A 24,071-nucleotide genomic window follows, 5' to 3' on the forward strand; every position below is an offset into this window, starting at 1 on the left:
GTCAGCCCACCGATCCTTCCATCTGCAGTTCGATCAGCTTGTTGAGCTCGAGCGCGTACTCCATGGGCAGCTCGCGGGCGATCGGCTCGATGAAGCCGCGCACGATCATGGCCATGGCCTCGTCCTCGGACATGCCGCGGCTCATGAGGTAGAAGAGCTGCTCCTCGGACACCTTCGAGACGGTCGCCTCGTGGCCGAGGGTCACGTCGTCCTCGCGGATGTCGATGTACGGGTACGTGTCGGAGCGGGAGACCGTGTCCACGAGCAGGGCGTCGCACACCACCGAGTTGGCGGAGCCGTTCGCGCCCTCGGCGATCTGCACCAGGCCGCGGTAGGCGGCGCGGCCGCCGCTGCGGGCCACGGACTTGGACACGATCGAGGAGTTCGTGTGCGGGGCCATGTGCACCATCTTGGAGCCGGTGTCCTGGTGCTGGTCCTTGCCCGCGAACGCGACGGAGAGGGTCTCGCCGGTGGCGTGCTCGCCGGTCAGGTACACGGCCGGGTACTTCATGGTCACCTTGGAGCCGATGTTGCCGTCGATCCACTCCATGGTGCCGCCGGCCTCGACCACGGCGCGCTTGGTCACGAGGTTGTACACGTTCGTGGACCAGTTCTGGATGGTGGTGTAGCGCACGCGGGCGTTCTTCTTCACCACGATCTCGACGACCGCCGAGTGCAGCGAGTCGGACTGGTAGATCGGGGCGGTGCAGCCCTCGATGTAGTGCACGTACGAGTCCTCGTCCGCGATGATCAGCGTCCGCTCGAACTGGCCCATGTTCTCCGTGTTGATGCGGAAGTAGGCCTGCAGCGGGATCTCCACGTGCACGCCCTTGGGCACGTACACGAAGGAGCCGCCGGACCACACGGCCGTGTTCAGGGAGGCGAACTTGTTGTCGCCGACCGGGATCACGGTGCCGAAGTACTCCTCGAAGATCTCCGGGTGCTCCTTGAGCGCGGTGTCGGTGTCGAGGAACACGACGCCCTGCTCCTCCAGGTCCTCACGGATCTGGTGGTAGACGACCTCGGACTCGTACTGGGCGGCGACGCCGGCCACGAGACGCTCGCGCTCGGCCTCCGGGATGCCCAGGCGCTCGTAGGTGTTGCGGATGTCCTCGGGCAGGTCCTCCCAGGTCTTGGCCTGGCCCTCGGTGGAGCGCACGAAGTACTTGATGTTGTCGAAGTCGATGCCGGACAGGTCCGGGCCCCATGCCGGCATCGGCTTGCGCTCGAAGTACTTGAGGGCCTTGAGGCGCAGGTCGCGCATCCACTCCGGCTCGTCCTTCTTGCCGGAGATGTCGCGCACGACGTCCTCGTTCAGGCCGCGGACGGCCTTCTCGCCGGCCGCGTCGGAGTCGGCCCAGCCGTACTGGTAGGCGCCGATGGCGTTGAGCTCGGGGTTCTTGTCGAGGATCTCCTGGATCACGCCGGGGTCGGCGGTCTCCGTGGAGTCCCGCTGGACGATCTGGTCGGTCATCTCAGCCTCTCTCACTAGTCACTGCGGTCGGGGTCGGTCGGGTGGTCGGCGGGAGCCGGGGCGAGGCCCGCGCGGCTCAGTCGCGGCCCAGCGGCACATGTGTGGTGCACACGTGGGCGCCGGCGGCGAGGGTCGAGAGCCGGCGCACGTCCACCTCGAGTAGGCGGGCGAACAGCGCGGTCTCCTCTTCACAGAACTCCGGATGGCGGGCGGGAATTCCCTGGAACGGGCAGTGCCCCTGGCAGATCTGGTCCGCGCGGAGGGTGGGCGCCAGGCCCGCGCCGAAGTGGCGCAGCGTGCCGGCGTAGCCGGCCTCGTCGAGGACCCGCGCGAGGATCCGGGTGCGCTCCTGGAGCGCGGTCTCCCGGCCGCCGACGGCGGCCGTGAAGCGCTCCTCGATCTCACGGAAGGCGTGGCGCGCGGCGCGGCGCACCTCCTCCTCCCCGCCGAGCTCCTCAAGGCGGGCCAGGGTGTCCAGGGCCACGGCGAGGTGGTCCTTGGGTAGGTGCTCCTGCGCGTGCGAGGTGACCACGTAGCGGCGGGAGGGCCGTCCCGCGCCGCGGGCCGCGGTGACCCGCTTGACCTCGACGAGCGAGTCCTCCTCGAGCGCGTCCAGGTGGCGGCGCACGGCGGCGGCGGTCAGCTCCAGCTCGCGACCGATCTCGGCCGCGCTCACGGGTCCACGCGTCAGGACCAGCTGCAGCACACGCTCGCGCGTGCCCTCGGCCGGGGCCGGAGCGGGGGGCGACGCAGACTGATCCGAATACACCACGCCATCATGACCTATTGATCTGGAACGGTTCAAGTGAGGATCGCCTGGCTTGATGACGCCCGCGGCGGAACCCGCGTCAGACCGGGCGCCCCCGGCCCCACGAGCCGGGGGCGCCGGTCCCGAGGACTAGACTGACACAGTGCCCCGACCTCCCCTGACCCCGGATCCCGTGCCGCGCGACGAGCCCGTCCTGCGCCTGAGCGACGTCCACCGGAGCCTCGGCCGCGGCCGGTCCCGCACCCCCGTCCTGCGGGGCGTCGACCTCACCGCCCGCGCCGGCGCCGTCACGGTGCTGCTCGGCCCCAACGGGGCCGGCAAGTCCACCACCCTCGGCCTCTGCCACGGCATGGACCGGCCCGACGCCGGCACCGTGCGCGTGTTCGGCGCAGACCCGTGGCGGGCCTCCGCCGACCTGCGCGCCCGCATCGGCGTGATGTGGCAGGAGGGCGGCCTGCCGCCCGCGATCCCCGCCCGCCGCTTCATCGGCCACGTGGCGTCCCTGTACCGCGACCCGCTGCCCGTCGAGCCCCTGCTGGAGCGCCTGCTGATCGCCGACGTCGCCGGCCGCCCCCTGCGCCGCCTCTCCGGCGGCCAGCGCCAGCGCGTCGCGCTCGCGGCCGCCCTGGTCGGCCGGCCGGACATGCTGTTCCTCGACGAGCCCACCGCGGGCCTCGACCCGGAGACCCGACCCGTCGTGCACGACGTCGTGCGGGAACAGACCGACCGCGGCGCCGCCGTGCTGCTGACCACGCACCTGCTCGACGACGCCGAGCGGCTCGCGGACGACGTCGCCATCCTGCGCGCCGGTCGCGTGGTCCGCTCCGGCCCGCTGGCCGAGCTCACACGCGTGGCCGAGGGCGACGTCGTCGACGTGGACTTCGGCGACGCCTCCCCCGACGCCGTCCGCGCCTGGGCCGACACCCTGCCCGCGCCGCTGCGTGCGGCCGGCCTCGACGAGTCCGCCCGCCTGCGCGTGGCCGGCGTCCGCGGCCCGGACGACTTGGCCGTCCTCGCGGCGAGCTGGCGGGAGCACGCCCTGATGCCCACCCGATTCGAGCGCGCCGGACTGCGCCTCGAGCAGATCCTCCGGGAGACCGCCGCATGAGCACGCCCGTCGTCGACCACCGCGCCCCGGCCGGCACCGGAGCCCACGCGGGCGCCGCCCCGCTGGCCGCCCGCGTCCTGCGTCAGGCCGGCTATGAGACCGGCACCGCGCTGCGCAACGGCGAGCAGCTCCTCGTCACCGTGGTGTTGCCCCTGCTCGCGCTCGTGGGCGTGCACGTCACCGGCCTGCTGGACGCCCCCGGCCGCTCGGGCCTGGACGTGGCCGTGCCCGGCGTGCTCGCCCTGGCCGTGATCAGCTCCGCGTTCACGGCCACCGCGATCGCCACGGGCTTCGAGCGTCGCTACGACGTGCTCGCCGCCCTGGCCACCACCCCGCTGGGCACGCTCGGCCTCGTCGCCGGCAAGGCCCTGGCGGTGGTGGCCCTCCTGCTGGTGCAGGTGAGCGTGATCGGCGGCGTCGGCCTGGCGCTCGGCTGGCGCCCGGACCCCGAGGGGATCCTGCCGGCCCTCGTCGCCCTCGCACTGGGGGCCGCCGCCTTCACGGCCCTCGGGCTGCTGCTCGCCGGCACGGCCCGGCCGGAGGCGACCCTCGCCGTCGCCAACCTGCTGTGGGTGCTGTTCGGCGCCGTCGGCGGCACGGTGTTCCCCGCCCGGGTGCCCGGCGTGGACCTGCTCCCTTCCGGCGCGCTGGGCACGGCCCTGCGGGCCGCCCTCCTGGACGGGGACTGGTCGCCCGTCCCCCTGCTCGTGCTCACCCTGTGGGGCGCCATGGCCGTCGCGGCCGCGCTCCGCTGGTTCCGCTGGCGGCCCTGAGCCGTCCCCCGTCCCCCTGCATCGAACGATCGGAAGGACACCGTGTCCACCACCACCCCCGCGGCCCGGACCGCCCCGGCCGGGCTCGCCGCCCGCCTGCCGCAGCGCCTCACGAAGGCCACCATGGCCCTCGCCGTGGCGTCCCTGGCGTCCGAGATCGGCATCATCGTCACCGGCGGCGCCGTGCGCCTCACCGGCTCCGGCCTGGGCTGCCCCACGTGGCCCAAGTGCTCACCCGAATCCCTCACCAACACCCCGGAGATGGGCATCCACGGCTACATCGAATTCGGCAACCGGACGCTGACGTTCGTCCTGGTGGTCATCGCCGCCGCCATGTTCCTCTCCCTGTGGAACCTGCGCGGCACCCACCGGAGCCCCTTCTGGCTCTCCGTGGGCCTGCTGGCCGGCATCCCCGCCCAGGCCCTCGTGGGCGGCGTCGTGGTCCTGACGCATCTGAACCCGTGGTGGGTGGCCGGTCACTTCATCGTGTCCTCGATCATGGTGGCCGTGGCGACCCTGCTCGTCGTGCGCATCGCCGCCGAGCGCCGCGCCGGCCGGGCGGGCGTGCCCCTCGTCGACGGCGCCACCACAGGCCGGTCCCGCGCCGCCGCGTGGGCGGCGTTCGCGCTGACGTGGGCCGCCGTGTACCTGGGCACCGTGGTGACCGGCACGGGCCCGCACTCCGGCGACCCCGGCTCGCCGCGCCACGAGTTCGACCCGCTGCTGGTCACGCGGGTCCACGTGGTCCCGGTGTACCTGCTCCTGGCGGCCGCCCTCGTCCTGTTCTTCACGGTGCGCCGCGCGGCCGGCGCCTCTCGCCTGCAGCGCGCCGCCGTGCTGCGGCTCCTGCTCGCCCTCGTGTTCCAGGCCGCCGTGGGCTACACCCAGCACTTCACGGGCCTGCCGATCGGCGTGGTCCTGCTGCACATGCTCGGCTCGGCACTGCTCGTGGCGTCCGCGACGGAGGCCTGGGACCGGCAGGTCGCCCGCTACGTCACGGCCGGACCCGGCGCCGCGGTCGAGGCCGCCGCCCCCACGCGCACCGTCGCCGCGGGCTGACGCCCCGGGTACGCGAACGGCCCCGCACCGGCAGGTGCGGGGCCGTCGTCGTCTGCGTCCCGGGGAGCGCCCGGGGCGGACCGGCGCTCAGGCGCCGAAGTGCATCAGCGGCGCACCCACGAACGGGTCCACGGCCAGGGCGATGAACAGCAGCGTCAGGTAGGTGATGGAGAGGTGGAAGACCTTCATGGCCTTGCGGTCCTCGAAGTCCTCGCGCTGGGCCTGCACCTGCAGCACGTGGGACTCCCAGATGAACCAGCCGCCGACGACGAGCGCGACCGCGGTGTAGACGATGCCGGCCCAGCCCATCGGCACGAGCAGGAGGGAGCACGCCACGGTGGCCCACGCGTACAGCACGACCTGGTTGGAGACGTGGCGCGCGGAGGCGATGGCGCCGAGCATCGGCACGTCGGCCTGCTGGTAGTCGCGCTTGTACTTCATGGACAGCGGCCAGTAGTGCGGGGGCGTCCACAGGAAGACCACGAGGAACAGCACGATGGCCGGCCACTCGACGGTCCCGCGCACGGCCGCCCAGCCGATCAGCACGGGGAAGCAGCCGGCGATGCCGCCCCACACGATGTTCTGCTCCGTGCGGCGCTTGAGCACGAGCGAGTACACGACCACGTAGAAGAAGATGGCGGCCACGCCCAGGCCGGCCGCCAGCCAGTTGGCGCCGAACCCGAGGATGAGGATGGACACGACCGTCTGCACCCACGCGAACACGAGGGCCCCGCGCGGGGTGACCTCGCCGGTGACGAGCGGCCGGTTCTCGGTGCGCTTCATGACCCGGTCGATGTCCCGGTCGATGTAGCAGTTGAAGGTGCCGGAGGCGCCGGCGGCGAGCGCACCGCCGACGAGCGTGGCGATCATGGTGAGCACGTCCGGGAAGCCGCGCTGCGCGAAGATCATGGTCGGCAGCGTGGTCACCAGCAGCAGCTCGATCACCCGGGGCTTCGTCAGCTCGACGTACGCCCGGACCTTGCGGCGCAGGGGCAGCGGGGACCGGTCGACGACGCCGGGCTCGGCGGCGGCGACGCGGGCGGCGGACGGCGACTCCAGGGAGGATGACATCTGCTTCTCACGGTGAGGGGACGGTGGGCGTGCCCGTCCCGGGGTTCGGATCGGCCACTCGGGCGGTCCGCCTGCGGGCAGGCCTTGACCCAGTCTACCCGTGTCAACGGCCGTTCGCCCGGGGGGTGAACCATGTCATGGGACGCCCGGTCGGGCCCGCCCCGCCGTCGCGCGGCTAGGCTGGGACGACGGCCCCGCGCCGCGACGCCCCGGCGTCGGCCGGGGTCGCGCCCCGACGCTCCCGATCCGCCAGGAGAGAACCCGTGACCGACGCCGCGCAGCCGTCCACCCCCCCGACCCTGAACCGGGTGGCCCCGGCCCGCGGGTTCGTCTACTCGGAGCAGGACCGCCGGATGGTGGACACGCTCAAGGCGCTCTCGGCGGACGCCGTGGAGAAGGCCGGGCACGGCCACCCCGGCACCGCGATCTCGCTGGCCCCCGTGGCGTGGCAGCTGTACCAGAACGTCATGCACCTGGACCCCACGGACGACCGCTGGGAGGGCCGGGACCGCTTCATCCTCTCCGCGGGCCACGCCTCGCTCATCCAGTACCTGCAGCTGTTCGCCGCGGGCGCCGGGCTCGAGATCGAGGACATCCAGGCGCTGCGCACCGAGGGCTCCAGGACCCCGGGCCACCCGGAGTACGGCCACACCCACGGCGTCGAGGTGACCACGGGTCCGCTGGGCCAGGGCCTGGCGATGGGCGTCGGCTTCGCGTACGAGCAGCGTCGCGTGCGCGGGCTGATGGACCCCGACGCCGCCCCCGGCACCTCCCCGTTCGACCACCACGTGTTCGTGCTCGCCTCCGACGGGGACATCCAGGAGGGCGTCGCCGCCGAGGCCTCCTCGCTGGCCGGGCACCAGGAGCTCGGGAACCTGGTGGTCGTCTACGACGCGAACCGCATCTCGATCGAGGACGACACGGACGTCGCGTTCACCGAGGACGTGGCGCGCCGCTACGAGGCCTACGGCTGGCACGTGCAGGAGGTCGACTGGACCAACGGCGCCCAGGGCCACGCCGTGACCGAGTACACGGAGGACGTGGAGGCCCTGTACGACGCCCTCGTGGCGGCCAAGGCCGAGACCGGCCGGCCCTCGCTGATCAAGCTGCGCACCGTGATCGGCTGGCCCTCCCCCACGAAGCAGAACACCGGCGGCATCCACGGCTCCAAGCTCGGCACGGACGAGGTCGCCGGCCTCAAGGAGGGCCTCGGGCTGGACCCGACCAGGTCCTTCGACGTCGACCCCGAGCTCCTGGCCGGCGCCCGGTCCATCGCCGAGCGCTCGGCCGAGTACCGCCGCGGCTGGGAGGCGGCGTTCCAGGCCTGGCGCGAGGCGCACCCGAAGAACGCGCGCCTGTACGACCGACTGGCCGGACGAGAGCTGCCCGCCGGCTTCGCGGACGCGTTCCCGTCCTGGGACGCGGACGAGAAGGGCCTGGCCACGCGCGCGGCCTCGGGTGAGGTGCTCACGGCCCTCGCGCCGGTCATGCCCGAGCTCTGGGGCGGCTCGGCCGACCTCGCCGGGTCGAACAACACGACCATGAAGGGCGAGCCCTCCTTCATCCCGGCCCGCCGCTCCACCGCCACGTGGCAGGGCGACGAACACGGCCGCACCCTGCACTTCGGCATCCGCGAGTTCGCGGCCGGGGCGATCGTCAACGGCATCACGATCGGCGGCCTGACCCGCGCGTACATGGGCACGTTCCTGACGTTCTCCGACTACATGCGCCCCGCCGTCCGCCTGGCCGCCCTCATGGGCACCCCGAGCACGTACGTGTGGACGCACGACTCCATCGGCCTCGGCGAGGACGGTCCCACGCACCAGCCGGTGGAGCACCTGGCCGCGCTGCGGGCCATCCCCGGGCTCGACGTCGTCCGCCCGGCCGACGCGAACGAGACCGCGTGGGCGTGGCGGACGGTGCTCGAGCACCGAGACCGCCCGGCCGGACTCATCCTGTCCCGGCAGAGCCTGCCCGTGCTCCCCCGGGACACGGACGGCTTCGCCCCCGCCTCGGGCGTGGCCCGCGGCGCCTACGTCCTCGTCGACGCCACGGATGCCGACGGCGCGCCGACGCCGGCCCGCGCGCTGCTGATCGCGACCGGCTCCGAGGTCTCCGTGGCCGTGCGGGCCCGCGCGCTGCTGCAGGCCGACGGCATCCCGACCCGCGTCGTCTCCGCCCCGTGCCTCGAGTGGTTCGCCGAGCAGGAGGAGGCCTACCGGGCCGAGGTCCTGCCCGACGGCCCCGACGCCCCGGTCCGCGTCTCCGTCGAGGCCGGCGTCGCGATGCCGTGGTTCGAGCACACGGTGACGGCCTCCTCCCCGGGCGCCCGCGTGAGCCTCGAGCACTACGGCGAGTCGGCCGACGGCGCCCGCCTGATGGAGAAGTACGGATTCACCGGCGAGCACGTCGCCGAGGTGACCCGCGGCCTCCTCTGAGGCCCGGCGCCCACGGCGCCCCGAGCACGTCCACCCCCGAAGGGAAGGCACCCGCAGACCATGAGCACCCCGCAGAACCCGAACACCGCCGCGCTGGCCGAGGCCGGTGTGTCGATCTGGCTCGACGACCTCTCCCGCACGCGGCTGGACGAGGGCACGCTCGAAGAGCTGATCGCCACCCGCTCGGTCACCGGCGTCACCACGAACCCGTCCATCTTCGCCGTCGCCCTCGCGGACGCGGGCGCCTACCAGGGACAGCTGCGCGACCTCGCCGCGGCCGGCGCCTCGGTGGACGAGGCCGTCGTCGCCCTGACGACCGAGGACGTGCGCCGCGCCGCCGACGTGCTCGCGCCCGTCCACGAGCGCACCGGCGGGGCGGACGGGTTCGTCTCCCTCGAGGTCGATCCGCGCCTGGCCCGCGACGCCGCCGGCACCGTGGCCCAGGCCCGCGAGCTGGCGGCGGCCGTCGACCGGCCCAACCTCATGGTGAAGATCCCCGCGACCGTGGAGGGCCTGTCCGCCATCGCGGACGTGCTCGGCGAGGGCATCAGCGTGAACGTGACCCTGATCTTCTCGCTGCCCCGCTACCGCCGGGTGCTCAACGCCTGGCTCACCGGCCTGGAGAAGGCCCGGGCGAACGGGCACGACGTCCGCCGCCTCCACTCGGTGGCCTCCTTCTTCGTCTCCCGTGTGGACACGGAGGTCGACGCGCGGCTGCGCGCGATCGGCACCCCCGAGGCCGAGGCGCTGACCGGCCGGGCCGCCGTCGCCAACGCGCGCCTGGCCTACCGCGCCTTCGAGCAGGCCCTGGACTCGGAGCGCTGGCGCCTGCTCGCGGCGGCCGGCGCCCCCGTGCAGCGGCCCCTGTGGGCTTCCACCGGCGTCAAGGACCCCGCCCTGCCGGACACGCTGTACGTCACCGAGCTCGTGGCACCGCACACCGTGACCACCCTGCCGGAGAAGACCCTCGAGGCGGTCGCCGACCACGGGGTGATCGCGGCGGACACCGTCACGGGCGCCTACGCCGACGCCGACGCCCTGCTCGACGCGGTCGGTGCGGCAGGCGTGTCCTACCAGGACGTCGTGGACGTGCTGGAGACTGAGGGCCTGGAGAAGTTCGAGGCCGCGTGGGACGAGCTGCTCGGCTCGGTCCGCTCCGGGCTCGACGCCCACCGCTGACCGCACCCGCTCGCCACGCGCACGGAAGGACCCCCCATGAGCACCCTCGGCCTCACCGCCACCGGAGCCGCCCTCGAGGCGATCGACCGCCATCTGCCCGCCCTCCTCCAGGACCGCGTCGCCTCCCGCCTCGGGGCGCAGGACGCCGACCTGTGGGGGGCGCTTGCCCGCGACGAGGCCGCCAAGCGGCTCGGGTGGATCGACCTGTTCGAGGACTCCCGCGCCCTCGTCCCGCACATCGCCCAGCTGACCCGGGAGCTGCGCGTCGAGGGCGTGGACCGCGTGGTCCTGGCGGGCATGGGCGGCTCGTCCCTGGCCCCCGAGGTGATCGCGGCGACGGCCGGCGTCGAGCTCGAGGTCCTGGACTCCACGGACCCGCTGCAGGTCTCCCGTGCCCTCGAGCGCGACCTCGAGCGGACCGTGCTGGTGGTCTCCTCCAAGTCCGGCTCCACCGTGGAGACCGGCTCGCAGCGCCGCGTCGTCGAGGCCGCGTTCCGCGACGCGGGGATCGACCCCCGCACCCGCCTGGTCGCCGTCACGGACCCGGGCTCACCGCTGCACGCCGCGTGCGAGTCCGCCGGCTGGCGCGCCGTCTTCACCGCGGACCCGACCGTGGGCGGGCGCTTCTCGGCCCTCACCGCGTTCGGCCTGGTCCCCACCGGCCTGGCCGGCGTGGACGTCGCGGCCCTGCTGGACGACGCGGAGGCCGTGCTCGACCTGCTGACGGCCGACGACGAGGACAACCCGGGCCTGCAGCTCGGCGCGGCCCTGGGCGGCACGCAGCCGCTGCGCGACAAGCTCGTCTTCGCCGACCACGGGTCCGGCATCGCCGGACTGCCGGCCTGGATCGAGCAGCTGATCGCCGAGTCCACGGGCAAGGACGGCACCGGGCTGCTGCCCGTCGTCGTCGCCCCCGGCGACCCCGAGACCGCGTGGGACGCCCCCGACCTGCTGCAGGTGCAGCTCGTCGGCGAGGACGACGTCGCGGCCCCGGGCCACGGCGTGCAGGTCGCCGGCTCGCTCGGCGCCCAGCTGCTGCTGTGGGAGGTGGCCACCGCGGTGGCCGGCCGCCTGCTCGGGATCAACCCCTTCGACCAGCCGGACGTGGAGGCCGCCAAGGCCGCCGCACGCACCCTGCTGGACAGCCCCGCCGCCGAGCGGACGGCCGACGGTGAGGTGGAGGGCGTCGAGGTCTCCGGCCCGGCGTCCGTGACCTCTGCCCCGGACCTGGCCGGCGTGCTGCGCGCCACGGCGGCGCTGGTGCCCGAGGACGGCTACCTGGCGGTCCACGCCTACCTCTCCCGTCATGACGACGCCGAGGTCGAGGTGCTGCGCGCGGACCTGGCGGACCTGGTCGGCCGCCCGGTCACGTTCGGCTGGGGGCCGCGGTTCCTGCACTCCACCGGACAGTTCCACAAGGGCGGCCCGGCCGTCGGCGTGTTCCTGCAGATCACCGGCGACGCCGGCCTGGACCTCGAGGTGCCCGGCCGCCCGTTCTCCCTGGGCAGGCTCATCGCCGCGCAGGCCGCGGGCGACGCCCGGGTGCTGGGCGATCTCGACCGCCCCGTGGTCACCCTGCACCTGCGCCGCCGCGACGCGGGCATCGAGGCCCTGAGGAGCGCCGTCCGTGGCCGGTGAGTCCCGGACCGTCCCCCGCAACCCGCTGCGTGACCCCCGTGACCGGCGCCTGACCCGCATTGCGGGTCCGTCGGCTCTCGTGCTGTTCGGCGTGACGGGCGACCTGGCGAAGAAGAAGCTCCTGCCTGCCATGTACGACCTCGCCCAGCGCGGCCTGCTGCCACCGGCGTTCTCCCTCGTCGGGTTCGGCCGCCGCGACTGGTCCGACGAGGAGTTCGCCGACTACGTGCGCGCCGCCGTGGAGGCCTCCTCCCGGACCACGTTCGACGAGACCGTGTGGGACCAGTTCCGGGGCGGCCTGCGCTTCGTCTCCGGCGCGTTCGACGACGAGGCGGCCTACGTCCGTCTCGACGAGGTGCTCGCCGAGCTCGAGACCTCACGCGGCACGCGCGGGAACACCGCGTTCTACCTCTCCATCCCGCCGGACTGGTTCGAGGCCGTCTCCCGCCACCTGGCCGACCAGGGCCTGGCCGACCGGTCCCAGCCGGCCGAGGGCCCGTGGCGCCGCGTGGTCATCGAGAAGCCCTTCGGCCACGACCTGGCCAGCGCGCAGGAGCTCAACGCCGTGATCGAGCGCGTCTTCCCCTCGGACGCGGTGTTCCGCATCGACCACTACCTCGGCAAGGAGACGGTGCAGAACATCCTCGCGTTCCGGTTCGCCAACCGGATGTTCGAGCCGCTCTGGAACGCGGAGCACGTGGACCACGTCCAGATCACGATGGCCGAGGACATCGGCATCGGCGGACGGGCGAGCTACTACGACGGCGTGGGCGCGGCCCGCGACGTCATCCAGAACCACCTCCTGCAGCTGCTCGCGTTCACCGCGATGGAGGAGCCGATCTCGTTCGACGCGGACCACCTGCGCGCGGAGAAGGAGAAGGTCCTCGAGGCCGTGACCGTCCCGGACACGCCCGAGGGACTCGCGGCGGCCTCCGCCCGCGGCCAGTACACCTCCGGCTGGCAGGGCGGCGAGCGGGTCACAGGCTTCCTCGACGAGGAGGGCTTCAACCCGGCGTCCGTCACGGAGACGTACGCCGCGCTCAAGGTGGGCATCCGCACGCGCCGCTGGCAGGGCGTCCCGTTCTACCTGCGGGCCGGCAAGCGCCTCGGTCGGCGGGTGACCGAGATCGCCGTCGTCTTCAAGAAGCCCCCGCACCTGCTGTTCCCCGTCCACGACGGGGACGAGTTCGGGCAGAACGTCATCGTCATCCGGGTGCAGCCGGACGAGGGCGTCACCATCCGCTTCGCGTCCAAGGTGCCCGGCACGCAGGCCGAGATCCGCGACGTCACGATGGACTTCGGCTACGGTCACGCCTTCACCGAGGACTCCCCCGAGGCGTACGAACGGCTCATCCTCGACGTGCTCCTCGGGGAACCGCCGCTGTTCCCGCGTCAGGCCGAGGTGGAGCTGTCCTGGCGGATCGTGGACCCGTTCGAGGAGCACTGGGCGAGCCTGGGCACCCAGCCCGAGCCCTACGCCCCGGGCACGTGGGGCCCGCCCTCGGCCGACGCCCTCATGGCCCGCGACGGACGAAGCTGGAGGCGCCCGTGAAGATCCGCATGCAGGACACCACCACCTCCCAGGTGGCCAAGCGCATCACGCAGCTGCGCGAGAAGAGCGGGGTCGTGACCCTCGGCCGCGTCCTCACCCTCGTGATCAGCACGGACGACGCCGGCATCGAGTCCGCCGTCCAGGCCGCCAACGCGGCCTCCCTGGAGCATCCGTGCCGCATCATCGTCCTGGCCCTGGGCGACCCCGCGGCCCCCACCCGCCTGGACGCCGAGATCCGGGTCGGCGGCGACGCCGGCGCCTCCGACGTCGTGGTGCTGTGGTGCGCCGGGGAGAACGCCCACGCCGACGAGTCGCTCGTCTCCGGTCTGCTCCTGCCCGATGCGCCCATCGTCGCGTGGTGGCCCGGGGTGCCGCCCGAGGTCCCCTCGGCGACGCCGCTCGGTCGCCTGGCCCACCGCCGGATCACGGACACGGCCTCGGCGGCCACGGCCGAGCCCGCCCTGTGGGCTCTGCGCGCGGGCCACCATGAGGGCGACACCGACCTGGCCTGGACGCGCCTGACGCTGTGGCGGATCCAGGTGGCCGGCATCTTCGACACGCTCGACGTGGCCACCCTGCGCTCGGTGACGGTGGACGGGGCGCCGGACTCCCCCAGCACCATGCTGCTGGCGGCGTGGCTCACCCTGGCCCTGAAGGTGCCCGTGACGATCGCGCACTCGAAGGCCGGCCACGGGATCCGTGCGGTGCGCCTGCGGTGCACGGACGGGGACGTGGTGCTCTCCCGCTCGCACTCGCAGGTGGCCCGGCTCTATCAGCAGGGCCGGCCGGTGCAGCGCATCTCCCTGCCGCGCCGGACGAACCAGGACTGCCTGGCGGAGGAGCTGCGCCGCCTGGACCCGGACGAGGTCTTCGGCGCCGTGCTCCACCGCGGCCTGCCGCGCACGGACCTCTCCCCCGTGCAGGCCTCCGAGCGCTGAGGAGCACCCGGCGCCGCACCGGCCCGGGACGCGCGAACGCCCCGCACGGATCATCCGTACGGGGCGTTCGCGTCGGGGCCCGGCGGGGCGGCCTCAGGACTCCAGGGTCAGACGCGGCAGGACGCCAAGCAGCGCGATGACGACACCCCAGGCGACCACGGAGCCGACGGTCAGGCGGGTGAGCAGGCGCTGGGCGGAGCCCGAGGAGCTCATCGAGGTGGTCACGCCACCGCCGAACATGTCCGAGACGCCGCCGCCGCGGCCCTTGTGCAGCAGGATGAGCAGCACGATGACCACGCTGAGCACGGCCACGAGGATCTGCAGGGCCAGGGTCAGGACGTCCACGGGAGGGCTCCTCGGGTCGAGGTGCGGCCCCGGCGCGTGCCGGGGCCGTCACGGAGAATGCGGTCGGTCGGGCCGGACGGATCAGGCCTGGTCGAACCGGACGATCTTAGCAAACTCGTCCGCGTCGAGGCTGGCGCCGCCCACGAGGGCGCCGTCCACGTCCGGCTGCGCCAGCAGGGCCGGCGCGCTGGAGGACTTCACGGAGCCGCCGTAGAGGATCCGCAGCCCGGCGGCGACGTCGTCGCCGTGCAGTGCGGCCACGCGGGCGCGCAGGGCCGCGCCCATCTGCTGCGCGTCCTCAGGGCCGGCGACCTCGCCCGTGCCGATCGCCCACACGGGCTCGTAGGCGACGACGACGCCGGCCACGTCCTGCGCCGACAGGCCCGCGATGGAGCCCTCCAGCTGGGCGAGCGTGTGCTCGACGTGCCGGCCGGCCTGGCGCACCTCCAGGCCCTCGCCCACGCAGATCACCGGGGTGAGGCCGTGGCGCAGGGCCGCGGCGGCCTTGCGCGCGACGAGGGCGTCGTCCTCCCCGTGGAGGGTGCGGCGCTCGGAGTGGCCCACGATCGCGTAACGGCACCCCAGCGCCGCCAGGAACGCGCCGGAGACGTCGCCCGTGTAGGCGCCGGCGTCCTCAGGCGAGAGGTCCTGCGCGCCATAGGCGAGGTCCAGGCGGTCGCCGGTGACGAGCGTCTGCACGGACCGCAGGTCCGTGAAGGGCGGGAACACCGCGACCTCCACGGCCTCCTGGTCATGGTCTGCGTCCGTGAGGAGCCACGTGAGGCGCTGCACCAGGGTGACGGCCTCGAGGTGGTCCAGGTTCATCTTCCAGTTGCCCGCGATCAGCGGCACGCGCGTGGTCTGCTCCGCCATGCTCACGCCCGCCCCTCGCCGGCCAGGGCGGTGACGCCCGGGAGCTCCTTGCCCTCGAGGTATTCGAGGGAGGCGCCGCCACCGGTGGAGATGTGGCCGAACGCGTCGTCGGCGAAGCCGAGCGTGCGCACGGCCGCCGCGGAGTCGCCGCCGCCGACCACCGACAGGCCGCCGGCCGCGGAGGCCTCGGTGAGGGCCTGGGCCACCGCCCGGGTGCCCTCCGCGAAGGCCGGGAACTCGAACACGCCCATGGGGCCGTTCCAGAACACGGTCTGGGCGCCGCGGATCTGCTCCGCGAACGCCCGGGCCGTCTCGGGGCCGATGTCCAAGCCCATGGCCGACGCGCCGTGCGCGCCTGAGGTGAGGGCGTCCACAGCCAGGACCTCGTGCTCGGCGTCGGCCGCGAAGCCGGAGGCCATCACGATGTCCGTGGGGAGCACGATGCGGGCGGCCCCGGCCTCGGAGCGGCGCAGGTACTCGCGGACGGTGTCGAGCTGGTCCTCCTCGAGCAGGGAGGCGCCCACCTCGTGGCCCTGCGCCTTGAGGAAGGTGAAGAGCATGCCGCCGCCGATCAGCAGCGTGTCGGCCTTGTCCAGCAGGTTGTCGATCACGGCCAGCTTGTCCGAGACCTTCGACCCGCCCAGCACGACGACGTAGGGCCGCTCCGGGGACTCGGTCAGGCGGGTGAGCACCTCGAGCTCGGCGGCGACCAGCGGACCCTGGTAGGCCGGCAGCTGCGCCGCGACGTCGAACACGGAGGCGTGCTTGCGGTGGACCGCGCCGAAGGCGTCGCCCACGTAGGCGCCGTCCTCGCCGGCCAGGGCCGCCATCTCGCCGGCGAGTGCGGCGCGCTCGGCATCGTCCTTGGAGGTCTCGCGAGCGTCGAAGCGCACGTTCTCCAGCAGCAGCACCTGGCCGTCCTGCAGGGCGGCGGCCTGGGCGCGTGCGTCGTCCCCGGTCACGTCCGCGGCCAGGGCGACGTCGGTGCCCAGCAGCTCGGCCATGCGCGCGGCGACGGGGCGGAGGGAGTACGCGGGGTCCGGCTCACCCTTGGGGCGGCCCAGGTGGGCCATGACGATCACGCGCGCGCCGGCCTCGGCCAGGTCCCGGATCGCGGGCAGCGAGGCGCGGATGCGGCCGTCGTCGGTGACGGTGTCCCCGTCCAGCGGGACGTTCAGGTCGGACCGGATGAGCACGGTGCGGCCGGCGACGCCGGCCTCGAGCAGATCGTTGAGGGTCGATGCGGGCATGATGCCTCCTGGGGTGCCGGAGCGGGGTCGGTTCACGGTGCAGTCTAGGGGCGGACGGCCCGGGCCGACGGGGGAACCATCGGCCCGGGCCGTCGGGCGCCGTGGGGCTCAGAGCTTCGAGCCGATGAGGTCCGCGAAGTCCATGAGCTGGGAGGTGTAGCCGTACTCGTTGTCGTACCAGCCGATGATCTTCACGGTCTGGCCGATGGACTTGGTCAGCGGGGCGTCGAAGGTGCACGCCGCCGGGGAGGTGATGATGTCCGAGGACACGATCGGGTCCTCCGAGTAGACCAGGCGGCCCTGCAGCGGACCGGACTCCGCGGCCTTCTTGAACGCCGCGTTGATCTCCTCGACCTCCACGTGGCGGGTCAGCTCCACGGTCAGGTCGGTGGCCGAGCCGGTGATGGTCGGCACCCGCATGGCGAAGCCGTCGAGCTTGCCCTTCAGCTCCGGGATGACCTCGCCGATGGCCTTCGCCGCGCCCGTGGAGGTGGGCACCATGTTCTGGGCGGCGGCGCGCGCCCGACGGCGATCCTTCTTGTGCACGTTGTCGTGCAGGTTCTGGTCGCTGGTGTACGCGTGGATCGTGGTCATGATGCCGTCCACGATGCCGAACTCGTCGTTGAGGACCTTCGCCATCGGGGCCAGGCAGTTGGTGGTGCACGAGGCGTTCGAGACGATGTGCATCGTCTCCGCGTCGTAGGTGTGCTCGTTCACGCCCATCACGAAGGTGCCGTCGACCTCCTTGGCGGGAGCGGAGATGAGGACCTTCTTGGCCCCGGCGTCGAGGTGGGCCCGCGCCTTCGGGCCGGTCGTGAAGATGCCGGTGCACTCGATGACCAGGTCCACGCCGAGCTCGCCCCACGGCAGCTTCGTCGGGTCGGCCTCCTGGAAGAACGCGACGTCGCGGCCGTCGATGCGGAACCCCTTCTCGGTCCGCTCCAGCTCGCCCGGGTAGCGGCCCAGGATGGTGTCGTACTTGGTCAGCCAGAACAGGTCCTCGGGGTCGGCGAGGTCGTTCACCGCGACCAGCTCGAGGTTCTCGTGGCCGCGGTCCTTGAGCACGCGCACGATGTTGCGTCCGATGCGGCCGTAGCCGTTGATGGCGATCTTGGTCATGGTGGTCCCTCTCGTCGGTTCTCGTTGCGTGGTGCCCGTGGCGGTGGGTGTGGGGCGGTGCGGTCGAGCGGTCGCGCCCGGTCCGGGCGCGCGGTGGGGACAGGGCCGGAGAGCCGAGCCCCTCCCCGCACCGGGGCGCTGACGTCGTGGGGCCACGACGTCAGCGCCCCGGTGCGGGGTGTGGATCAGGCCGGGAGGATCAGGCCGGAGGCGCCGGTGCGGGCGGCCTCGAAGCGGGCCTGCACGTCGGCCCAGTTCACGATGTTCCAGATCGCCTTGACGTAGTCCGCCTTGACGTTCTGGTAGTCGAGGTAGAAGGCGTGCTCCCACATGTCCAGCTGGAACAGCGGGATGGTGGCGACCGGCACGCCGTTCTGCTGGTCGTAGAACTGCTCGATCACCAGGTTGCCGCCGATGGGCTCGTAGGCCAGCACGGCCCAGCCGGAGCCCTGGATGCCGAGGGCGGCGGCGGTGAAGTGGGCCTGGAACTTGTCGAACGAGCCGAAGTACTCGTCGATGGCGGCGGCCAGCTCGCCGGTCGGCTTGTCGCCGCCCTCCGGCGAGAGGTTCTTCCAGAAGATCGAGTGGTTCGTGTGGCCGCCCAGGTTGAAGGCGAGGTCCTTCGACAGCTGGTTCACGGAGCCGAAGTCCCCGGCCTCACGCGCGGCGGCCAGCTTCTCCAGGGCGGTGTTCGCGCCCTTGACGTACGTGGCGTGGTGCTTGGAGTGGTGCAGCTCCATGATGCGCGCCGAGATGTGCGGCTCCAGCGCGGCGTAGTCGTAGTCCAGCTCCGGAAGGGTGTATTCGGTCATGCTTCCTCCTTGATCAGGCGAGGCTGCGGGCGGGACACCCGCGGCCTCCACCTCGGGCAACCCCGCGTCTCGGCGGCGTATTCCGTACGTCCCCATTGTGATCGGGGGCGGAGCGACGGGGCCAGATCCCGTCGACCGTGATCCCGCGCTCAGCCCTCGGAGGCCGCGTCCGTCCCGGGGATGCCCCGCTCGGCGGCCCGCTTGTCCGCCATGGCCAGCAGCCGGCGGATGCGCCCGGCGACGGCGTCCTTGGTCATCGGCGGGTCCGCGAGGCGGCCGAGCTCGTCGAGGGAGGCCTGCTTGTGCTCGAGGCGCAGCCGACCCGCGTAGCGGAGGTGGTCGGGCACCTCGTCGCCGAGGATCTCGAGGGCCCGCTCCACCTTCGCCCCGGCCATGACGGCGGCCTGGGCGGAGCGGCGCAGGTTGGCGTCGTCGAAGTTCGCCAGGCGGTTGGCGGTGGCCCGGACCTCCTTGCGCTCGCGCCGCTCGCGCCAGAGGGTCGCGGTCTGCACCGCGCCGACGGCGGCCAGCAGCGTGGCGATCGCCTCGCCGTCGCGGACCACGACGCGGTCCGACTGACGCACCTCGCGGGCCTTCGCCGCCACGTGGAGCCGACGCGCGGCCCCCACCAGGGCGAGGGCGGCCTCCGGGCCCGGCGTGGTCACCTCGAGGGCCGCCGAACGGCCGGGTTCGGTGAGGGAGCCATGGGCCAGCAGGGCCCCGCGCCACACGGCGGCGGTGGCCGCCGTCGTCCCGCTGACGAGGACCGGCGCGAGGCCGCGCACGGGCCGTCCCCGCTGGTCGATGAGCCCGGTCTGCCGGGCGAGGTCCTCTCCCCCGCGCACGACCCGGAGCACGTACCGCTGACCACGGCGAAGGTTGCCGCCGGAGACCACCACGATCTCCGGGGCCAGGCCGTACAGCTCGGTGATGGCGGCGCGCAGGCGGCGCGCGCTGGCGCCGTGGTCCAGCTCGGCCTCGACGACGACGCGGCCGGCCACGAGGTGCAGTCCCCCGGCGAACCGCAGCATCGCCGCCGTCTCCGCCCGCCGCTCCGGGGTCGCGGCGACCGGCACACGGGCCAGCTCCTCCTTGAGGGTCATGGTCAGCGCCATGCTCGTGCTCCTTCTCGGCGAGGTGCGCGCGTCAGTGGGTCATCGCCTCGTCGATCGCGACGGCCAGGCGCAACGGGTCGTGGACCTGGGGATCCTGGGCACTGCTCACTCTACTGAACGCCACGCGCGCGCCCATGCGGGCCGCCTCGGCCTCCACCGCCGCCCGGTCGGTGACCGCGTCCACGTCGGCGATCACCACGTCCAGCCGGAGGTCCGGCGCATACGAGCGCAGCACCTTGAGGTGGTCGGCGTGGGCGAGGCCGGTGGTCTCCTGGTCGCCCGTGCGCAGGTTCAGCACCATGAGGCGCCGGGCGGTGGTGGCGGCGAGCGCCGAGCGCACCTCCGGCATCAACAGGTGCGGCAGCACCGACGTGTACAGCGAGCCGGGTCCGAGCACCACCCAGTCGGCCAGCTCGATCGCCGAGAGCGCCTCCGGGGTGGCGGGGGCGTCGGACGGGCTCAGGCGGACGTCGGTGACGCGCCCCTCGAACGCGGCGACCGCGAGGGCCACCTGGCCCTCCACGCATCGGGTGCGCAGCCGGCCGTCCGGACCGGCGCTGAGCACGTCCCCGCCGATGGTCAGCGGCACCCGCGAGACCGGCAGGACCTCGCCGTGCGCCCGCAGCAGGGCGCCGGCCCAGCGCAGCCCGTCCACCGGGTCGCCCAGCAGCTCCCAGAGGGCGACGATCAGGAGGTTCCCGAGCGCGTGGTTGTCCAGGGTGGCCTGGTCGGCGGGCACCTCGGTGGAGCGGAAGCGGTGCTGCATGACGTGGGCCCAGGTCCGACCCCAGTCGGTGTCGTCGCACAGGGCGGCCAGCGCCATGCGGAGGTCGCCGGGCGGCAGCACGGCCATCTCCCGGCGGATGGTGCCGGAGGAGCCGCCGTCGTCCGCGACCGTGACGACGGCCGTGAGGTGCCCGGCCACGTGCCGCAGGGCCGCGAGGGACGCGGAGAGGCCGTGGCCGCCGCCGAGGGCGGTGACCCGGGCCGTGGGGCGGGACATGCCGGCGCCCACCCCGCGCCCTTCCGAACCCATCCCGGGCGGCAGGGGCAGCTGGCCGGTGAGCGGGGACGTCATTCGCGCCCCATGTCCCGGTGCTGGACGTGCACCGTCACGTGGGGCACCTGGGCCAGGCGCCGGGCCAGCTCCTCGGCGACGGCCACGGAGCGGTGCTTGCCGCCCGTGCAGCCGATGGCGAGCGTGGCGTAGTGCTTGTTCTCCCGCCGGTAGCCCTCGAACACCGGCCCCAGCATGGCGACGTACCTGCGCAGGAAGTCCTCCACACCGGGGCGGGAGAGCACGTAGTCCGCGACCGCGGCCTCCGTGCCCGTGTGCGGGCGCAGCGCCGGCACCCAGTGGGGGTTGGGGATGAAGCGCATGTCCGCCACGAAGTTCGCGTCCGCCGGGACGCCGTACTTGAACCCGAAGCTCATGATGGTCAGGCGCAGCGTGACGGGGCCGGACTCCGTGAACAGCTCGGTGATCTCCGTGGCCAGGCCGTGCACGTTCAGCTCGGTGGTGTCCACCACGACGTCGGCACGCGCCTTGAGCGGCTCGACGACGTCCCGCTCCGCGCGGATGCCGTCCAGCAGCCGGGCGTTGCCCTGCATCGGGTGGGGGCGGCGGCCGGCCTCGAAGCGCCGGAGGAGCACGTGATCGTCCGCATCGAGGAACACCGTGCGGTACTCCACCCCGCTGTTGGCCAGGTGCTGCAGGGCGGCGTGCAGCTCCTCGAAGTAGGAGCGCGAGCGCACGTCCACCACGATCGCCAGGCGCGGGAACGCCTCCGGCGAGCGGGCGATGAGCTCGGCCAGCGTGCCGAACAGGGCCGGCGGCATGTTCTCCACCACGTCCCAGCCGTGGTCCTCGAGCGCGTGCGCGGCGGTGGTCCGTCCGGCGCCGGACATGCCGGCGATCACGAGCACCTCCGACGTCGGCGGCTTCTCCGGCTGGAGGGTCTCCTCGGTCATGGCTCCACTGTATCCGCGGGCGTGTCGGCCGTGAGCGCCGTGTGGACGGCCTCGGCCAGCCGCGGCCCGATGCCGGCGACCTCGGTCAGCCGGTCCACGCCGGCGGCCCGGATCTCGGCGACGGAGCCGAAGTGGTTCAGCAGCGCGGTGCGCTTGGCCGGGCCCAGACCCGGGATCCCGTCCAGGGCGGAGACGGTCATCGCCTTGGACCGCCGGCTGCGGTGGCCGGCGATCGCGAACCGGTGCGACTCGTCGCGGATGCGCTGGAGCAGGTACAGGCCCTCCGAGGTGCGCGGCAGGACCACCGGGAACTCGTCGCCCGGCAGCCACACCTCCTCGAGCCGCTTGGCCAGCCCGACCACGGGCAGGTCGTCCAGGCCGAGCTCCTCGAGGACCGCCGCGGCCGCGGCCACCTGGGGCGGGCCGCCGTCGACCACCACGAGCGAGGGCGGGTATGCGAAGCGGCGCCCCGACTCCTGATCGTCCCCCTCGACCTGGCCGGAGAGCGGGGCTCCCTCGGCGCGCTCCTTGGCCAGGCGGGCGAAGCGGCGCCGCAGGACGTCGCGCAGGGACGCGGTGTCGTCCCGGGCGGCCTCCCCCGTGACGTTGAAGCGGCGGTAGTCCTTCTTCTTCGGCAGGCCGTCCTCCATGACGACCATCGAGCCGACCACGTTGGTGCCCTGGGAGTGGGAGATGTCGTAGCACTCGATGCGCAGCAGGGGCTCGGTGATCTCCAGGGCCTCCTGCAGCTCCCGCAGGGCGGCGGAGCGGGTGGTGAGGTCCCCGGACCGCCGCGACTTGTGCAGCTTCAGGGCCATCTCCGCGTTCTCCCGGACGGTCTCCATGAGGTCCGCCTTCGAGCCCCGCCGGGGCACGCGCACGGCGACGCGGGACCCCCGCAGGCCCGAGAGCCACTCGGTGAGCTGTGCGGCATCGTCGGGCTCGACCGGGACGAGGATCTCGTGCGGGATGCGCTCCGACCCCTCGAGGTCGCCGTAGACCTGCTGGAGCAGGTGCGCGACCATCTCCGGCTCGGCGACGTCCTCCACGCGCTCCATCACCCAGCCGCGCTGGCCGCGAATGCGTCCCTGCCGGACGTGGAACACCTGCACCGCGACCTCCAGCTCGTCCGCGTGCAGGGCGAAGATGTCCGCCTCCGTGTTCTCCGGCAGCACCACGGCGTTGCGCTCGAACACGCGGCGCAGCGCGGCGATGTCGTCCCGCAGCCGTGCCGCGTCCTCGTAGCGCAGCTCCTCGACGGCGCGGGCCATGGCCTTCTCCAGCTCGCCGATGAACCGGTTCGCGTCCCCGGCCATGAAGTCGCAGAAGTCCTGGGCCAGCGCGCGATGGTCCGCCGGGCTGATCCGGCCCACGCAGGGCGCCGAGCACTTGCCGATGTAGCCGAGCAGGCACGGCCGGTCCTGGGCGCGGGCCCGCTTGAACACGCCCGCCGAGCACGTGCGGACCGGGAAGACGCGCAGCATCAGGTCCACGGTCTCGCGGATCGCCTTGGCCGGGTGGAACGGGCCGAAGTACTTCACGCCGGGCTTCCGGTCGCCGCGCATCACCTGGACCCGCGGGAACTGCTCGTTCATGGTCACGGCCAGGTACGGGTACGACTTGTCGTCCCGGTACATGATGTTGAACCGGGGGCGATACTCCTTGATCCACGTGTACTCGAGCTGGAGGGCCTCCAGCTCGGAGCCGACGACGGTCCACTCGACCGCGGCCGCCGTGAACACCATGGTCCGGGTCTTGGTGGCCAGCCGAGCAGGGTCCTGGAAGTAGGAGTTCAGGCGCGCGCGCAGGTTCTTCGCCTTGCCGACGTAGACGACGCGTCCGTCCGCGTCGCGGAAGCGGTAGACGCCGGGGGACGTGGAGATCTCGCCCGGAGCCGGGCGGTAGGAGGCCGGATCAGCCACGGGCACCCGGGGCGGCGTTGTACGCGTCCACGCGCTCCTGCCCCGAGAGCGCGCCGATGGCGTCCATGATCGCCGCCGTCGCGTCGCGGCGCTGCGGCAGGGTGTGACGACGCCCGGGGTGGCCGAAGTCCAGGGGGGCGCCCACGCGCACGGAGAACCGGTGGGGACAGAAGCCGTTGGTGTCCGGCGGCTGGAGGTGCTGCGTGCCCACGAGGCCCACGGGCACCACGGGGGCGCCGGTGGCCAGGGCCAGCCAGGCCGCACCGGTGCGGCCGCGGTAGAGGCGGCCGTCACGGCTGCGGGTGCCCTCCGGGTAGATGCCGACGCCCTGGCCGGACTCGAGCAGGCCCACGAGGGACTCGAGCGCGGCCACGGAGGCGGCCTGCTCGCCCCGGCGGACGGGCACGGAGCCCACGGACTCGAAGAACCGCCGCCGGGCCCGGCCCCGCAGGCCCGTGCCCGTGAAGTACTCCTCCTTGGCGAAGAAGTGGACCGGGCGGGGGGCGAGGGCCTGGAGGATCACCGAGTCGAAGAAGGACAGGTGGTTGGAGGCCATGACGAAGGGGCCCCGCGCGGGGACATGCTCCATGCCGACGACCTCGGGGCGGCAGGTGAGCCGCAGCAGCGCGGCGGCGCTCCTGCGCACGGGCTCCGACGTCGCCATG

The 24,071-nt window shown here is 73.4% G+C and carries 21 protein-coding genes; 8 read left to right on the plus strand and 13 right to left on the minus strand.

What is annotated here, in order from left to right; translation table 11 throughout:
• Position 1 precedes the first annotated feature (1 nt).
• Complete coding sequence (sufB, locus tag AC0VX4_RS05370) at positions 2 to 1,474, minus strand: Fe-S cluster assembly protein SufB (RefSeq protein ID WP_002855322.1); 1,473 nt, start codon at positions 1,472 to 1,474, stop codon at positions 2 to 4.
• 76 nt (positions 1,475 to 1,550) lie between these two features.
• A complete protein-coding gene (locus tag AC0VX4_RS05375) occupies positions 1,551 to 2,246 on the minus strand; it encodes a helix-turn-helix transcriptional regulator (protein WP_100069101.1) in 696 nt (231 codons plus the stop codon).
• A gap of 139 nt (positions 2,247 to 2,385) precedes the next feature.
• Between AC0VX4_RS05375 and AC0VX4_RS05380 the strand changes: the two genes are divergently transcribed.
• Genes AC0VX4_RS05380 through AC0VX4_RS05390 form a run of 3 tightly spaced genes read left to right on the plus strand, consistent with a single transcriptional unit; the run spans position 2,386 to position 5,183 of the window.
• Entirely contained in the window at positions 2,386 to 3,351 is a 966-nt protein-coding gene (locus AC0VX4_RS05380) for an ABC transporter ATP-binding protein (protein ID WP_223246403.1), read from the plus strand.
• Positions 3,348 to 4,124, plus strand: a complete 777-nt coding sequence (locus tag AC0VX4_RS05385; RefSeq protein WP_206480458.1) for an ABC transporter permease — start codon at positions 3,348 to 3,350, stop codon at positions 4,122 to 4,124. Before AC0VX4_RS05380 ends, AC0VX4_RS05385 begins: the two co-directional genes overlap by 4 nt.
• Before the next feature lie 42 nt (positions 4,125 to 4,166).
• Positions 4,167 to 5,183 (plus strand): COX15/CtaA family protein, encoded by a 1,017-nt coding sequence (locus AC0VX4_RS05390; protein WP_060774944.1) that lies wholly within the window; start codon positions 4,167 to 4,169, stop codon positions 5,181 to 5,183.
• A gap of 87 nt (positions 5,184 to 5,270) precedes the next feature.
• On the opposite strand, the gene AC0VX4_RS05395 is transcribed toward AC0VX4_RS05390, so the two are convergent.
• Complete coding sequence (locus AC0VX4_RS05395) at positions 5,271 to 6,254, minus strand: heme o synthase (protein ID WP_002855638.1); 984 nt, start codon at positions 6,252 to 6,254, stop codon at positions 5,271 to 5,273.
• Between the two features lie 263 nt (positions 6,255 to 6,517).
• Here AC0VX4_RS05395 and tkt point away from each other — a divergent pair, with 263 nt between their 5' ends.
• The 5 genes from tkt to AC0VX4_RS05420 are packed head-to-tail and all read left to right on the plus strand — an operon-like array spanning position 6,518 to position 13,999.
• Positions 6,518 to 8,692 carry a transketolase gene (gene tkt, locus AC0VX4_RS05400; RefSeq protein ID WP_475464665.1) on the plus strand — a complete coding sequence of 725 codons (2,175 nt, stop codon included), beginning with the start codon at positions 6,518 to 6,520 and terminating at the stop codon, positions 8,690 to 8,692.
• A gap of 60 nt (positions 8,693 to 8,752) precedes the next feature.
• The gene (tal, locus tag AC0VX4_RS05405; RefSeq protein ID WP_475464666.1) at positions 8,753 to 9,871 is read left to right on the plus strand and encodes a transaldolase; all 1,119 of its coding nucleotides are present in this window, start codon (positions 8,753 to 8,755) and stop codon (positions 9,869 to 9,871) included.
• A gap of 36 nt (positions 9,872 to 9,907) precedes the next feature.
• Positions 9,908 to 11,509: a glucose-6-phosphate isomerase gene (locus AC0VX4_RS05410; RefSeq protein ID WP_475464667.1), complete on the plus strand. Its 1,602-nt coding sequence runs from the start codon at positions 9,908 to 9,910 to the stop codon at positions 11,507 to 11,509.
• A complete protein-coding gene (gene zwf, locus AC0VX4_RS05415) occupies positions 11,499 to 13,061 on the plus strand; it encodes a glucose-6-phosphate dehydrogenase (protein WP_002855642.1) in 1,563 nt (520 codons plus the stop codon). Before AC0VX4_RS05410 ends, zwf begins: the two co-directional genes overlap by 11 nt.
• On the plus strand, positions 13,058 to 13,999 hold the full coding sequence (locus AC0VX4_RS05420) for a glucose-6-phosphate dehydrogenase assembly protein OpcA (protein ID WP_002855643.1): 942 nt from the start codon (positions 13,058 to 13,060) through the stop codon (positions 13,997 to 13,999). The genes zwf and AC0VX4_RS05420 overlap by 4 nt, the downstream gene beginning before the upstream one ends.
• Before the next feature lie 93 nt (positions 14,000 to 14,092).
• On the opposite strand, the gene secG is transcribed toward AC0VX4_RS05420, so the two are convergent.
• The 10 genes from secG to AC0VX4_RS05470 form a co-directional block, all read right to left on the minus strand.
• Positions 14,093 to 14,344, minus strand: coding sequence for a preprotein translocase subunit SecG (secG, locus tag AC0VX4_RS05425; protein ID WP_002855646.1), 252 nt, complete (start codon positions 14,342 to 14,344; stop codon positions 14,093 to 14,095).
• 81 nt (positions 14,345 to 14,425) lie between these two features.
• Positions 14,426 to 15,217, minus strand: a complete 792-nt coding sequence (tpiA, locus tag AC0VX4_RS05430; RefSeq protein WP_036334518.1) for a triose-phosphate isomerase — start codon at positions 15,215 to 15,217, stop codon at positions 14,426 to 14,428.
• A 2-nt stretch (positions 15,218 to 15,219) separates the two neighbouring features.
• Positions 15,220 to 16,467, minus strand: coding sequence for a phosphoglycerate kinase (locus AC0VX4_RS05435; RefSeq protein ID WP_002855648.1), 1,248 nt, complete (start codon positions 16,465 to 16,467; stop codon positions 15,220 to 15,222).
• A 108-nt stretch (positions 16,468 to 16,575) separates the two neighbouring features.
• Complete coding sequence (gene gap / locus AC0VX4_RS05440; protein WP_002855649.1) at positions 16,576 to 17,586, minus strand: type I glyceraldehyde-3-phosphate dehydrogenase; 1,011 nt, start codon at positions 17,584 to 17,586, stop codon at positions 16,576 to 16,578.
• A 185-nt stretch (positions 17,587 to 17,771) separates the two neighbouring features.
• A complete protein-coding gene (locus tag AC0VX4_RS05445; RefSeq protein WP_002855650.1) occupies positions 17,772 to 18,398 on the minus strand; it encodes a superoxide dismutase in 627 nt (208 codons plus the stop codon).
• A gap of 149 nt (positions 18,399 to 18,547) precedes the next feature.
• Positions 18,548 to 19,513 carry a DNA-binding protein WhiA gene (whiA, locus tag AC0VX4_RS05450; protein WP_002855651.1) on the minus strand — a complete coding sequence of 322 codons (966 nt, stop codon included), beginning with the start codon at positions 19,511 to 19,513 and terminating at the stop codon, positions 18,548 to 18,550.
• 31 nt (positions 19,514 to 19,544) lie between these two features.
• The gene (locus AC0VX4_RS05455) at positions 19,545 to 20,591 is read right to left on the minus strand and encodes a gluconeogenesis factor YvcK family protein (RefSeq protein ID WP_036334520.1); all 1,047 of its coding nucleotides are present in this window, start codon (positions 20,589 to 20,591) and stop codon (positions 19,545 to 19,547) included.
• On the minus strand, positions 20,588 to 21,484 hold the full coding sequence (gene rapZ / locus AC0VX4_RS05460) for an RNase adapter RapZ (protein WP_002855653.1): 897 nt from the start codon (positions 21,482 to 21,484) through the stop codon (positions 20,588 to 20,590). The genes AC0VX4_RS05455 and rapZ overlap by 4 nt, the downstream gene beginning before the upstream one ends.
• On the minus strand, positions 21,481 to 23,406 hold the full coding sequence (gene uvrC / locus AC0VX4_RS05465) for an excinuclease ABC subunit UvrC (RefSeq protein ID WP_002855655.1): 1,926 nt from the start codon (positions 23,404 to 23,406) through the stop codon (positions 21,481 to 21,483). The genes rapZ and uvrC overlap by 4 nt, the downstream gene beginning before the upstream one ends.
• Positions 23,399 to 24,070 carry a lysophospholipid acyltransferase family protein gene (locus AC0VX4_RS05470; RefSeq protein WP_060774937.1) on the minus strand — a complete coding sequence of 224 codons (672 nt, stop codon included), beginning with the start codon at positions 24,068 to 24,070 and terminating at the stop codon, positions 23,399 to 23,401. The genes uvrC and AC0VX4_RS05470 overlap by 8 nt, the downstream gene beginning before the upstream one ends.
• Between the last annotated feature and the right edge of the window lies 1 nt (position 24,071).

It is taken from the genome of Micrococcus sp. 63XJN7_8_ISO-PGPR-S23-253, from assembly GCF_056173425.1.